Origin of the sequence: Streptomyces sp. NBC_01460 (assembly GCF_036227405.1) — a bacterium.
Classification (GTDB): Bacteria; Actinomycetota; Actinomycetes; order Streptomycetales; family Streptomycetaceae; genus Streptomyces.
This window is the reverse complement of the sequence record NZ_CP109473.1, coordinates 5,933,403-5,946,516: the sequence shown is the minus strand read 5'-3', so window position 1 is coordinate 5,946,516 and position 13,114 is coordinate 5,933,403. Positions and strand designations below refer to the sequence as shown.

Sequence of the window (13,114 nt, the reverse complement as noted above, 5' to 3'; positions counted from 1 at the left end):
ACCACTGTGCTCATACGAGCCTCGCCTTTTGACGGGGCTCGCTCTTTATGCCCGTTTTATCTCCGGGCGGCCGTAGCCGGAATCACTCATTCCGACTGTTTGGAACGCGACCGGTCCGCGTGCTGCAATGCCTCGAACTACCCAGTAGTACGGCCCCCTGAACGATAATTCCGGCACAACGTAGGTGCCGACGCCGAGAGGTTGTTGGTCGAGTGAGGCGAAGCAACGAGGGCTCCGCGGCGCAGCCGGAGCGGGGCAACTTCACCCCGCCGCCGCGCGCTGCGCTGTCCCCGCCTGCGGACACGTCGTCCGAGGCGGAACCGGCGGCCGGCAGTACCAACCGGCTGTCACCGCGCAACTGGCGGGTGCCCACCCGGCTGAACGCGATTCTGCTGATACCCGCGCTGGTCGGCCTGGTCATGGGCGGCTTCCAGGTGAAGGGGTCGGTCGACACCTGGAACGAGGCTCAGGACGCCGAGAAGACGGCCCTGGTCGTCCGTGCGGCAGCGGAGTACGGGCAGGCGCTGCTGAACGAGCGTGACCTCACCGCTCAGCCCCTGCTGTCCAACAAGCGCACCGCCGCCGAGGTGGAGCAGGTGCGCGCGACGACGGACGGCGCCGCACGGAAGTTCGACGCCGCCGTGCAGAACATGCCGGACAAGGCGGGCCTCCACCGCCGTCTGAAGCTCTTCAAGGTCGAGGAGCCCCTGCTCCCCGAGCTGAGGAAGGCCGCCTACGCCGAGGCGATGGACCCGGTGAAGACGGAAGAGGGCTACACCAAGGTCCAGCACTCTCTGATGGAGTTCTCCAACGAGCTCGGTCTGGGCACGGGCAACATCACGAGCTACGGCCGGACCGTGTACGCGATCGAGCTGGCCAAGGCCGCCGAGTCGCTCCAGCGCTCGATCGGCATGCACCTGCTGGTGCGTCCGAGCCAGGAGCAGCGCAAGTTCAACGGCCAGGTCACGGCGTTCAGCTCGTACAACTACCTGGAGCAGATCGCTCTCGGCGAGTTCGTCTCCGGTGGCACGGAGGCCGACGCGGCCCGGCTCAAGGAAGTCATGGCCGGCAAGGCCGCCGAGGGTGCCGCGCAGCTGAAGGAGGCCGCGGCGCAGGCCAAGGCCACGGGTCAGCCCTTCGTGGCACCGCCGAGCATCGACGGTTCGGTCTTCGACGGCATGGCCCAGCAGATCGGCCAGGGCAAGCAGCCGGACCAGCTGAAGGCCAAGGGCATCACCCCCGAGACCTGGATGGCGGCTTCCACCGCGAAGTTCGAGGGCTACTCGACGGTCGAGAACGAGCTCGTCGACAAGGCCGTGGCCGAGGCGGCGGAGATCTCGACCGACGCCAGGAACGACGCCATCGTCAACGCGGCGATCGTGATCATCGCGCTGCTGGCCGCCTTCATCATCGCCGGCCTCATGGCCCGCCAGATGAGCCGCTCGATGCGCCAGCTGCGTACGGCTGCCTTCACCATCGCCGAGCAGCGGCTGCCGATGCTGGTCGACCAGCTGTCGCGGACCGAGCCGGGCCGGGTGGACACCCGCGTGCAGCCGATCCCGATCAACAGCCAGGACGAGATCGGCGAGGTCGCCCGCGCCTTCGACCAGGTGCACCGTGAGGCGGTCCGGCTCGCCGCCGAGCAGGCCATGCTCCGGGGCAACGTCAACGCGATCTTCACCAACCTGTCGCGCCGCAACCAGTCGCTCATCGAGGGCCAGCTGACCCTCATCACCGACCTGGAGAACAACGAGGCCGACCCGGACCAGCTGGAGAGCCTCTTCAAGCTGGACCACCTGGCCACGCGTATGCGCCGTAACGGCGAGAACCTCCTCGTCCTCGCCGGCGAGGAGCCGGGCCGCCGCTGGAACCAGCCGGTGCCGCTGGTCGACGTGCTGCGAGCCGCCTCCTCCGAGGTGGAGTCCTACGAGCGCATCGAGCTCACCGGTGTGCCGGAGAGCGAGATCCACGGCCAGGCCGTGACCGACCTCGTGCACCTGCTGGCCGAGCTGCTGGAGAACGCCACCACCTTCTCCTCTCCACAGACCAAGGTCCGGGTCACCGCGACCCGGCTGCCCGACGGCCGCGTCATGGTCGAGATCCACGACAAGGGCATCGGCCTCACCGCGGAGGACTTCGCGGACATCAACCACAAGCTGGCCAACCCGCCGACCGTGGACGCCGCGGTGTCCCAGCGGATGGGTCTGTTCGTGGTCGGCCGGCTGGCCGACCGGCACGGCATCCGCGTCCAGCTCCGCCCCTCGGGCGAGCAGGCGGGGACCACGTCGCTGGTCATGCTGCCGGACGCGATCACGCACGGTGGCGGTGGCGAGTCGGCCCAGCAGAGCGACTTCACGGTCTCCTCGATCATCCCCGAGCAGCAGCAGCCGCAGCAGCAGGCCTTCGACCCGATGCCGCACCACGCGCCGATGCGTACGGCGGCGGAGCTCGGCTTCGACGACTCGCGTTACGACACCGAGGCCGCGGACTCCCCGCAGCTGGACCCGGTCAACCGCTCGCTGATGCGTGAGGAGCGCCGGGCCGCGCTGGAGGCGCAGACCGGTGGCGACCGCCCGGCGTTCCAGGACAACGGTGCGGGACAGCAGCAGGACTACTCCCAGGGGCAGTACGACCAGGGGCAGTACGCCTCCGGGCAGTACGCCCAGCAGCAGGAGTACGCGCAGCCCGGCTACGAGGGCGGCTACGACCCCTACGCCGGCAACGGCTACCAGGAACCGGCGCAGAACGCCTATCCGGAAGCCGGGTACGCCACTCCGGACGGTCAGCAGGAGCAGTACGCCGACCAGTTCGCTCCGCAGAACGACCACTCCCACCAGGGAGACTGGCCGGGACAGGGTTCCTACCAGGAGTCCTTCGAGCCCATGGCGCAGCCCGAAGCGGAATCCGCTCCGAGCGCTCCCGCCGAGACCCGGGAACACGTAGGCTTCGACCACCAGGGACCCACGCCGAATCCCGGTCAGGACCTGACCGAGGCGGGTCTTCCGCGCCGGGGCGCCGGCCAGCAGCACTGGCAGCCCACCGGCCGCGGAAACGATCAGCCTGCCGCACCGGAACAGCGGCAGCGGCCGCAGCCGGAGCAGCCGCAGGCCGAGCCGGCCGGCGGGGAGGGCCCCGACGACTGGCGCTCGGCGAACGACGAGCGCTGGGAGCGGGCCGAGAAGCTCAAGGACCCGAAGGCGGGCGGAATCACTCCTTCCGGACTCCCTCGGCGCGTGCCCAAGGCCAATCTGGTCGAGGGCACGGCGGAGCAGACCCAGCAGGGCGGCCCACAGGTCTCCCGCGCTCCCGAGGACGTGCGGGGCAGGTTGAGCAACCTGCGCCGTGGTGTCCTGCGGGGTCGCACCGCGGGGTCGGACACAAGTAATACCTACAACCAGGAGCGTTAGTGTGAGCCCGATGAGCCAGGCGGCGCAGAATCTGAACTGGTTGATCACCAACTTCGTGGACAACACCCCTGGGGTGTCGCACACGGTGGTGGTCTCCGCCGACGGACTCCTGCTGGCGATGTCCGAAGGTTTCCCACGGGACCGCGCCGATCAGCTGGCGGCCGTCGCCTCCGGTCTGACGTCGCTGACCGCGGGTGCCTCGCGGATCTTCGAAGGCGGCGCCGTGAATCAGACCGTTGTGGAGATGGAGCGAGGATTCCTCTTCATCATGTCCATCTCTGACGGATCCTCACTCGCCGTTCTCGCCCACCCGGATGCCGATATCGGCCTGGTTGGGTACGAAATGGCACTTCTCGTAGACCGTGCAGGAAGTGTTCTCACCCCGGATCTCCGCGCCGAACTCCAGGGAAGTCTTCTTAACTAATAGACAGACAGTGCGTTTCTCGTCACCGCGCCATAAGGTGCGGTGGCGCGGCACCACTGGGATGGCGACCGGCATTCGGAGGAGGAAACGTGGCAGCACCCACAGGCGGACACCCGTACGAGGGCGGTCAGCGGGTCCCGGGTGAGCAGGGTGACAACCGTTTCGACACCCCCTCCGTGCCCGGCAGACAGGGCCCGCAAGAGACTTACCAGCCGTATCAGCCCTACCAGCAGTCCCATCAGGGCTCGCAGGGCGGCGACTGGCAGCAGCAGCCCCAGCAGCCCGGTTCCGGGTGGCCCCAGCAGCAGCCGCACTACCAGCAGCCGCAGCAGGGACAGCAGCCGCCGCAGCGCTACGACGCGCCGCCGTCGCGCATCCAGCCGGTTCAGCGGCAGGCTCCGGCGCCCGCGAAGCCGGCGGCGCACAACCCGCTGGTCCGCCCGTACGCCATGACCGGCGGCCGGACCCGGCCGCGGTACCAGCTCGCCATCGAGGCGCTGGTCAGCACCACGGCCGATCCGTCACGGCTGCAAGGGCAGTTGCCCGAGCACCAGCGGATCTGCCGGCTCTGCATCGAGATCAAGTCGGTGGCCGAGGTGTCGGCCCTCCTCTCGATCCCCCTCGGCGTTGCCCGGATCCTCGTCGCCGACCTGGCCGAGGCCGGACTCGTCGCTATCCATCAGCCCGGCGGCGACGAGGCCGCCGGCGGCCAACCAGATGTGACACTGCTCGAAAGGGTGCTCAGTGGACTTCGCAAGCTCTAGCGGCGGAGCGGCCCGCTCCACTACCTCGGCGAAGATCGTGGTGGCAGGGGGCTTCGGCGTGGGTAAGACCACGTTTGTCGGTGCCGTTTCGGAGATCAATCCGCTGCGCACCGAAGCCGTGATGACGTCCGCGTCCGCGGGCATCGACGACCTGACCCACACCGGGGACAAGACCACCACCACGGTGGCCATGGACTTCGGACGCATCACCCTGGACCAGGACCTGATCCTCTACCTGTTCGGCACCCCCGGACAGGACCGCTTCTGGTTCATGTGGGACGACCTGGTCCGCGGCGCCATCGGCGCCGTCGTCCTCGTCGACACCCGCCGCCTCGCCGACTGCTTCCCCGCGGTCGACTACTTCGAGAACAGCGGCCTCCCCTTCGTCATCGCCCTCAACGGCTTCGACGGACACCAGCCCTACACACCCGACGAAGTACGCGAAGCCCTCCAGATCGGCCCGGACACCCCGATCCTCACCACGGACGCCCGGCACCGCGCGGACGCCAAGAGCGCGCTGATCACCCTGGTCGAGCACGCCCTCATGGCCCGCCTGCGCTGACCCCGTCGCCGCACGACAGAGGCCCCGTACTCCTGAGGAGTACGGGGCCTCTGTCGTGCGTACGGGCCGTACTACAGGCCCTACGGGCCCTGGAACGGCCTCAGTGGCCGTTCTCAGCCCTGCCAGCTGTGCGGGGCGCGGAACCCGGGAGTGCGCTCCAGCCGGCGCCATCCGGCGGTGCTGCGGCCCCGGTGGGCCGGCGCGTCGGGCTGGGCGGCCGCGCGGGCGAGCAGGACCGCGGTGATGGCGGCGAGCTCCTCGGGGCCTGCCTGGCCCTTCTCGACGCGCAGGACCGAATCGGCGGGAGTGATGCTCATGGTGTCTCCGTCTTCTGGGCAGGTGATCGCGGACGTGGGCGGGGTCGCCGCTGCGGCTGCGACTACTGCGGGGGGTTGCCGTGCTTGCGGGACGGCAGGTCGGCGTGCTTGTTGCGGAGCATCGCGAGCGAGGCGATCAGTACCTCGCGCGTCTCGGCGGGGTCGATGACGTCGTCGACCAGGCCGCGCTCGGCCGCGTAGTAGGGGTGCATCAGCTCGGCCTTGTACTCCTTGACCATGCGGGCCCGCATGGCTTCCGGGTCCTCGGCGTCGGCGATCTGCCGGCGGAAGATGACGTTGGCGGCGCCTTCCGCGCCCATCACCGCGATCTCGTTGGTGGGCCACGCGTAGGTGAGGTCGGCGCCGATGGACTGGCTGTCCATGACGATGTACGCGCCTCCGTAGGCCTTGCGCAGGATCAGCGAGATCCTCGGCACGGTGGCGTTGCAGTACGCGTAGAGCAGCTTCGCACCGTGCCGGATGATCCCACCGTGCTCCTGATCGACGCCCGGCAGGAAGCCGGGTACGTCCAGCAGAGTGACGATGGGGATGTTGAACGCGTCACACATCTGGACGAAACGTGCGGCCTTCTCGGACGCCTCGATGTCCAGGACACCCGCCAGCGCCTGCGGCTGGTTGGCCACGATGCCGACGACCTGGCCGTCGAGCCGGGCCAGGGCGCAGACGATGTTGCGGGCCCACCGCTCGTGGACCTCCAGGAAGTCGCCGTCGTCGACGAGCTCCTCGATGACCTTGTGCATGTCGTACGGACGGTTGCCGTCGGCCGGGACCAGGTCCAGGAGGACGTCGCCGCGCCGGTCGGCCGGGTCGTCGCTGGGGACGACCGGCGGGTTCTCCCGGTTGTTGGAGGGGAGCATGCCGATCAGGTAGCGGACCTCGGCGATGCAGGTCTCCTCGTCGTCGTACGCGAAGTGCGCGACGCCCGAGGTCTCGGCGTGCACGTCGGCGCCGCCGAGGCCGTTCTGGGTGATCTCCTCGCCGGTGACCGCCTTGACGACGTCCGGTCCGGTGATGAACATCTGGGAGGTCTCGCGGACCATGAACACGAAGTCGGTCAGGGCGGGGCTGTAGGCCGCGCCGCCCGCGCACGGGCCGAGCATCACGCTGATCTGCGGGATGACACCGGAGGCCCGGGTGTTGCGCTGGAAGATCCCGCCGTACCCGGCGAGCGCGGAGACACCCTCCTGGATACGGGCGCCGGCGCCGTCGTTCAGGGAGACCAGCGGGGCACCGGCCGAGATGGCCATGTCCATGATCTTGTGGATCTTCGTGGCGTGGGCCTCGCCCAGCGCCCCGCCGAAGATCCGGAAGTCGTGCGCGTAGACGAACACCGTCCGGCCCTCGACCGTGCCCCACCCGGTGATGACACCGTCGGTGTACGGCTTCTTGGCCTCCAGGCCGAAGCCGGTCGCCCGGTGACGGCGCAGCTGCTCGACCTCCTTGAACGACCCCTCGTCCAGCAGCAGTGCGATGCGCTCCCGCGCCGTCAGCTTGCCCTTGGCGTGCTGCGCCTCGGTCGCGCGCTCGCTCGGCCCGCGCCGGGCCTGCTCGCGCAGCGCCAGCAGTTCGGCCACCCGGCCACGCGTGTCGCTCGGCTCGCCCGGGATTTCGTCCACAACGGTCATACGTCGACCCTACGAACCCGACCGCGGAAACCCTGCCGTTGACTCCGGACAGTCTCCTGCCCGGTTTACTGGTGGCACCTGACAGAACCGGGGCATCATGCAACCCATCTGCCAGCTCACGGGGCTCTCACGTTGTAGGGCTCCGACAAAGCCCGTGTTGTGGCCCCGGCCACACACCGGGGCCGCGCGCCACGCCGTGGATACACCGGGCGGGCGACCGGGCGCACCGCAATGGCAGGGGGCGCCGCCGGATCCCTCGCCGGCGGAGGCGCGCGCCGGGCGTCCGCCCCCGCTGCGGGAGGTCATATCCGTCCGTGGCGAGGAGGACAGTACCCGGGCGGCGCCCACGGGGGGCGAGCGGCACCCTCCATCGCGAGCCGCACGCTGGCGCACGCCCCCCCCTCCGCCCGCAGCCGGCTCCGGTCGTCGACGCGTTCAGTTCCTGTTCACTCCGCGCATCCGGCGATCGACCACGCGTGGCCAAACCCCTTCCTGGAGCGTCGAGTTGTGAAGAACGGCAATTATTGAGAGCGCTCTCAGCCATAACTCTTGACGCTCACCGGAGGCCTCGCAAGAGTGGTGCGCACCGCAGACACCCCCCACCGCTCCACCTCCCCGCACCACCCCCTGACCCCTGTCTGCGACCCCCACACCCAGGAGTTCCTCCGTGATTTCGCGCAGAATGTTCCTGACGGGCGCCGCCGCCTCCGCGACCGCGCTCACCTACCCCCTCTGGGGCAGCGCCCTGAGCCCCCGTACCTCGGCGGCGGCCGCGACGTGCGAGCTGGCGCTGGAGAACCGCTCGCTGCCCGGCACGGTGCACGCGTACGTCACCGGCCACGAGCAGGGCACGGACCGCTGGGTGCTCCTGCGCCCCGACGGCAGTGTCTACCGCCCCGACTCCCCCGGTGCCCCGCAGACCCCGCTGCCGGTGGACTGCGCCATCCCGCTGAAGGCCGCGGGGGCCGGGCCGGTCGTCCTGACCCTGCCGCAGATGTACGGCGCGCGGGTCTACTTCGTCCGCGACGACAAGCTGGACTTCTACCTCAACCCGGGCCCCTCCCTGGTCGAGCCGGCCTTCGCGACGTCCACCGACCCGAACTACGGGCGCACCTGGTCGTTCTGCGAGTTCACCTTCAACCCGCAGCAGCTGTACGCGAACATCAGCTACGTCGACCTGGTGACCGCCCTCCCGATCGGGCTGACCCTGGAGGGTGACGCCACGCACACGGTGGCCCCGCTCCCGGACGGCGCGGTCCAGCGCATCGCCGACGACCTCACGGCCCAGGCGGCCTCCGACGGTCAGCCCTGGGACGAGCTGGTCACCCGCGGCGCGGACGGGAAGGTCCTCCGGGTCGTGTCGCCGCAGAACCTGATGGCCCCGTTCTTCGACCGCCCGGACCAGATGCCGTTCCGGGACCTGTTCACCGCGCAGATCGACGAGGTCTGGGAGAAGTACCGCTCCACCGACCTCCGGATCGACCTCCAGGGCGGCCGGGGCACCCTGGCGGGCCGCGTCAGCGGCGACACCCTGACGTTCGAGGGCGGTCACACCTTCGTCAAGCCCACGTCGAAGGACATCTTCACCTGCAACCACGGTCCCTTCACGAACAACCCGGGCGACTCCGACGACAAGAAGGCGCTGCTGGCCAGGATCGCGGCCGGCTTCAACCGCTCGATCATGCTCAGCCACCCGCAGCAGCCGAACGGGACCTCGGTCGCGGACTACTACAAGGGCGCGGTGACGAACCACTGGTCGCGCGTCGTCCACGCGAACTCCCCGATCGGCTACGCGTTCCCGTACGACGACGTGCGCCCGGACGGTGAGCCGGACGTCTCGGGGGCGGCCCACGACGGCAACCCCCGCCGCTTCACGGTGACCGTCGGCTCCTGACGCTCCCGCGCCGCAGGGCCGCCCCTCCCCCCGGGCGGCCCTGCGGCGCGTCCGGTACCCGTGCGGCCCAGTCCGGCCTGCGCCGCCGCCCCGCGCGGCGGATCGTTGTCGGATGCCCTCCCTCGACGAACCGCCCGCCGGCGAGTCCGGTGCCCGGGTCCTCCTCCACGGCCTTCGCCTGATCGACGGCACCGGCGGCGCCCCCGTGCCGGACGCCGCTCTGCTGATCGAGGGCGAGGTGATCCGGTGGGCCGGTCCCGAGACGCGTCTGCCCCCGGACCTCGGACCCGTGCGGCGGCTCGGCCTCGGCGGCCGGACCGTGTGCCCGGGCTTCATCGACACCCATGTGCACTTCGCCCTGCCCGGGCCGGCCGGCAACCCCCTGCAGGGCCTCTCCGAGCTGCCCAGCTACCGGACCCTGAAGGTGCTGGACCGGCTCCGCGTCACCCTGGAGAACGGGGTGACCACCGCCCGCGATCTGATGGGCCTCGACGCGGGCTTCCGGCAGGCCGTGGCCGAGCGGAGGATCCCCGGGCCCCGCCTGCTGGTCTCGGTCACCATGCTCAGCCAGCGCGCCGGTCACGCCGACTTCACCCTCGCCGGGGGCATCGACGGGCTCGCCCTCGCCGTCACCTTCCCCGAGAGCCCGCGCAGCCTGGTCGACTCCGTGGACGAGATGCGCGCCCGGGTGCGCGAGCTGGTCGCGGCGGGCGCCGACTGCGTCAAGCTCGCCACGAGCGGAGGCGTCACCTCCCCCCACGACCGACCCGAGTGGCTGGGGCTGCGGCCCGAGATGATCCGGGCCGCGGTCGAGGAGGCCCGGGCGTACGGAGGTCTGCCGGTCGCCGCCCACGCGATCGGGCGGCCGGGCATCGAGGCCGCCGTCCGGGCGGGCGTCAGCAGCATCGAGCACGGCTACGCCCTGGACGACGGACTGCGGGCCGAGATGGTCGACCGGGGCCAGTACCTGGTGCCCACGCTGCTGGAGACGACCCAGGACCTGGATCCCGCGCACACCTCCCCGGCGGCGTACGAGAAGGGGGTCCGCTGGCACCGGATCGCCCAGGAGTCGGTGGCCCGCTCGGCCGCGGCGGGGGTCAGGATCGCCATGGGCACCGACAGCGGCCTGGCCGTCGGCCACGGGAGGAATCTCCAGGAACTGGGGCTGCTCGTGGACATCGCCGGGCTGACCCCGATGGCGGCCCTCGTGGCCGCGACGCGCGACGCCGCCCGGCTGTGCGGCGTCGACGGGACGACCGGCACCGTGGAGGCGGGCAAGGTGGCCGACCTGGTGGTCACGGACATCGATCCCCTGACCGACATCGCGGCGCTCGGCGAACCCGCGCACATCCTGGCGGTGGTGAAGGAGGGGCGGATCGCCGTCGACCGGGCGGGGGTCCTCGGCGGCGTCCTCCCCGCGCTCAGCCCCTGAGGCGTGTGCCGGCTCAGGCGCCGGGCGCCCCTGAGCCGGTGGCGCCGCGGGAAGCGGAGCGCGTAACTCCGCGGTTACGCGTACCTATTGACTTCGCAACAACCGGAATGGAGAGTGCCGGGCACTGTACTTGTACATGCCATCGGACCGGAGGCGCCCGTGTGCGACTTGCACGACCCCAGCGACCACGACCACGCGGTACACACGGGCGACGGGCTGAGCCGCCGCCGGATCATGCAGATGCTCGGGGCCGCCGGGATCGCCACCACGGCGATGGGCGCGACAGCGGATCCGGCCATGGCCGCGGCGTCGGACGAGGCCGCCGGTGCCGCGGTGGACTCCGCCGCCTACACCCCGCCCGAGGGGCTCGCCCAGGACTCGGCGGCCAAGCGCACCGCGCTCGGCTGGATCGAACGGAACACGTCCCGGATCAACGCGCTGAACGACGAGATCTGGGAGCACGCGGAGCTGAGCCTGCGGGAGTGGAACTCCTCCCTCGCCGAAGCCGACTTCCTGCGCAGGGCGGGCTTCGACGTGGAGTTCGGCACGGCCGGTTTCCCGACCGCCTTCACCGCCACGTACACCCGGGGCAAGGGCGGCCCGGTGATCGGTTTCAGCGGTGAGTACGACGCCCTGCCCGGCCTGTCCCAGAACAAGGGCGTGGGCGAGCACGACCCGAAGGAGTACGTCCACGACCCGTTCGCGCCGGGCTACGGGCCGGGTCACGGCTGCGGGCACTGCGCCCTGGGGACCGCGGCGGCCGCCGCAGCGGCAGCGGTCGCGGAGGCGTCCCGGCGCCACAAGCTCGACGTGACGGTGAAGTTCTTCGGCTCCACCGCCGAGGAGCAGCTGATCGGCAAGACGTACGCCGTGAGCAAGGGCGTCTACGACGGGCTCGACGCCTTCCTCGACTGGCACCCCTCCACCGGGAACGCCACCGGCTGGGGCACCTCCAACGCGATGACGGCCGTCACCTTCACGTTCCTCGGTGTCGCCGGCCACGGCGGTACCCCGCTCGGCAACAAGAGCGCGCTGGACGCCGCCGTGATGATGGCGACCATGTCGGAGTTCCTCCGCGAGGAGAGCATGGCGCCCTCGGCTCGGCTGCACTGGGTGATCAACAACGGGGGCGACATCCCCAATGTGACACCCGAGATCGCGGAGATCTCCTACTACGTCCGCGAGGGCAGCGTGGGACGGGTCACCTCGCTCCTGGACAAGGTCATCGCCGTCTCGGAGGCGGCGGCGACCGCCAGCCGCACATCGGTGCGCCACCGGATCACCTCGGCGTGCTGGAACCAGCTCCCCTCGAAGGCCTTCGCCGAGCTGATGTACGACAACATGCGGCAGATCGGGCCCCCGGTCTTCTCCGCGGACGCCCAGCGTCTGGCCAAGGAGCTCCAGAGCTCGCTGGGACTGCCGGAGAGCGGCCTGCACGACAAGGTCGGTGAGCTGGCGCCGCCCAACCCGGCCTTCCTGGGCGGCGGTTCCACCGACGTGGCCGATATCAGCTGGCAGGTTCCGACGGTCTCCATGGGTGCGGCCGTCGCCCCCATCGGGTCGAAGATGCACACCTGGTCGACCGCGTCCTGCGCGGGCTCGGCGCCCGCCCACGCGGCGATCCCGGCCGCCGCCGCCTATCTCGCGGCGACGGCCGTCGACCTCCTGGTGAAGCCGGAGCTGCTGCGCGGGGTGAAGGAGGAGTTCGAGAAGCGGACCAAGGGCCTGACCTGGAAGACCGCGCTGCCGGAGGGCTACGAGCCGCCCATGTACGAGCCGCCGGCCTGGTTCCTCAAGAGGACGGGGCAGAGCTGGCCGCCGGAGAACATCACCTGGCCGCCCCGCCGGGTCGTCAGCAAGGAGAAGTTCGCCTCGCTCGGACCGGCGCTGGAGCCGCAGGTCTGAGCGTGGCTCCGTGGGCTTCCGTCGACGCACGGCGTGCGTCGACGGAAGCCCCCGGGTAATCCGGTCGCCGTCCGCCCGGCGGCCGGCGCACCATGTCGGCCATGGGTACGGACATCTACGGATTCATCGAGTGCCGCCACGGGTACTCCGCCGACGGCGACCCCGCGCCCTTCTGGCAGCCCGCCATCGAGCTGGACCACCTCTACGACTACCGGGACTACGCCGCGTTCGGCAGCCTGTTCGGGGTCCGGAACCACCCTGGAGGCCTCGAACCGCTGGCCTTGGCGAGAGGCCTGCCCGAGGACGTCTCGGAGACGGTGTCCCAGGCGCACCTCGGCCACGGCACGACCTGGATCACCTGGGCCGAGCTGGCAGCGGCCGACTGGGAGGAGGCGACGCCCGAGCCGGACACGTACCTCCACCGCTACCGGCGGAGTGCCCCCGGCGACGCGTGGGTCTTCGAGGAGCGGGCCTTCCCCGTGGACCGCCTCGCGGAGCTCTCCGGGCAGGCTCCGCCCCCGGACGGCCGTGGGTGGCCGGCGGGGACGGAGTGGGAGGACGGCGACGTCCTCCTGAGGATCGAGCCGCTGACACGCCGCCAGACCGTGCACGCCGCGACGTGGGCGCCCGTTCTGACCGCCATGCGGGTGCTGGCCGAACGGCACGGCGACACCTGCGTGCGCCTGGTCGTCTGGTTCGACTGAGGGCCCTGCCACGGGCTCGGGCCGACCTGCGTCCGAGGTCTCCCGCTCGGTCCGCCCGT

At 70.7% G+C, this 13,114-nt stretch carries 10 protein-coding genes; 8 read left to right on the top strand and 2 right to left on the bottom strand.

All coding sequences use genetic code 11. The annotated features are described in order from the left end of the window. Positions 1-212 precede the first annotated feature (212 nt). The 4 genes from OG488_RS26945 (at position 213) to OG488_RS26930 (ending at position 5,157) form a co-directional block, all read left to right on the top strand. On the top strand, positions 213-3,407 hold the full coding sequence (locus tag OG488_RS26945) for a nitrate- and nitrite sensing domain-containing protein (protein WP_329233256.1): 3,195 nt from the start codon (positions 213-215) through the stop codon (positions 3,405-3,407). Between the two features lie 10 nt (positions 3,408-3,417). Further along, a complete protein-coding gene (locus tag OG488_RS26940) occupies positions 3,418-3,831 on the top strand; it encodes a roadblock/LC7 domain-containing protein (RefSeq protein WP_006127847.1) in 414 nt (137 codons plus the stop codon). 89 nt (positions 3,832-3,920) lie between these two features. Continuing rightward, positions 3,921-4,595 carry a DUF742 domain-containing protein gene (locus OG488_RS26935; RefSeq protein WP_329233254.1) on the top strand — a complete coding sequence of 225 codons (675 nt, stop codon included), beginning with the start codon at positions 3,921-3,923 and terminating at the stop codon, positions 4,593-4,595. Beyond that, positions 4,576-5,157, top strand: coding sequence for a GTP-binding protein (locus OG488_RS26930; RefSeq protein ID WP_014048542.1), 582 nt, complete (start codon positions 4,576-4,578; stop codon positions 5,155-5,157). Before OG488_RS26935 ends, OG488_RS26930 begins: the two co-directional genes overlap by 20 nt. A gap of 113 nt (positions 5,158-5,270) precedes the next feature. On the opposite strand, the gene OG488_RS26925 is transcribed toward OG488_RS26930, so the two are convergent. Both OG488_RS26925 and OG488_RS26920 read right to left on the bottom strand, forming a co-directional pair. Then, a complete protein-coding gene (locus tag OG488_RS26925; RefSeq protein WP_329233252.1) occupies positions 5,271-5,474 on the bottom strand; it encodes an acyl-CoA carboxylase subunit epsilon in 204 nt (67 codons plus the stop codon). A gap of 62 nt (positions 5,475-5,536) precedes the next feature. Then, positions 5,537-7,120 (bottom strand): acyl-CoA carboxylase subunit beta, encoded by a 1,584-nt coding sequence (locus tag OG488_RS26920; protein ID WP_329233250.1) that lies wholly within the window; start codon positions 7,118-7,120, stop codon positions 5,537-5,539. A 682-nt stretch (positions 7,121-7,802) separates the two neighbouring features. Between OG488_RS26920 and OG488_RS26915 the strand changes: the two genes are divergently transcribed. From OG488_RS26915 to OG488_RS26900, 4 genes are all read left to right on the top strand, one after another. After that, the gene (locus OG488_RS26915) at positions 7,803-9,014 is read left to right on the top strand and encodes a glycoside hydrolase family 64 protein (protein WP_329239042.1); all 1,212 of its coding nucleotides are present in this window, start codon (positions 7,803-7,805) and stop codon (positions 9,012-9,014) included. A 112-nt stretch (positions 9,015-9,126) separates the two neighbouring features. Then, positions 9,127-10,446: a metal-dependent hydrolase family protein gene (locus tag OG488_RS26910; protein WP_329233249.1), complete on the top strand. Its 1,320-nt coding sequence runs from the start codon at positions 9,127-9,129 to the stop codon at positions 10,444-10,446. Between the two features lie 159 nt (positions 10,447-10,605). Beyond that, on the top strand, positions 10,606-12,351 hold the full coding sequence (locus tag OG488_RS26905; protein ID WP_329233247.1) for an amidohydrolase: 1,746 nt from the start codon (positions 10,606-10,608) through the stop codon (positions 12,349-12,351). A 101-nt stretch (positions 12,352-12,452) separates the two neighbouring features. Continuing rightward, entirely contained in the window at positions 12,453-13,055 is a 603-nt protein-coding gene (locus OG488_RS26900; protein WP_329233245.1) for a hypothetical protein, read from the top strand. Positions 13,056-13,114: the final 59 nt, after the last annotated feature.

Excerpts from the sequence above, each read along its gene's own strand:
- OG488_RS26940 (WP_006127847.1), top strand. The coding sequence starts at position 3,418 with ATGAGCCAGGCGGCGCAGAATCTGAACTGGTTGATCACCAACTTCGTG.
- OG488_RS26925 (WP_329233252.1), bottom strand. The coding sequence starts at position 5,474 with ATGAGCATCACTCCCGCCGATTCGGTCCTGCGCGTCGAGAAGGGCCAG.
- OG488_RS26920 (WP_329233250.1), bottom strand. The coding sequence starts at position 7,120 with ATGACCGTTGTGGACGAAATCCCGGGCGAGCCGAGCGACACGCGTGGC.
- OG488_RS26915 (WP_329239042.1), top strand. The coding sequence starts at position 7,803 with ATGTTCCTGACGGGCGCCGCCGCCTCCGCGACCGCGCTCACCTACCCC.
- OG488_RS26910 (WP_329233249.1), top strand. The coding sequence starts at position 9,127 with ATGCCCTCCCTCGACGAACCGCCCGCCGGCGAGTCCGGTGCCCGGGTC.
- OG488_RS26900 (WP_329233245.1), top strand. The coding sequence starts at position 12,453 with ATGGGTACGGACATCTACGGATTCATCGAGTGCCGCCACGGGTACTCC.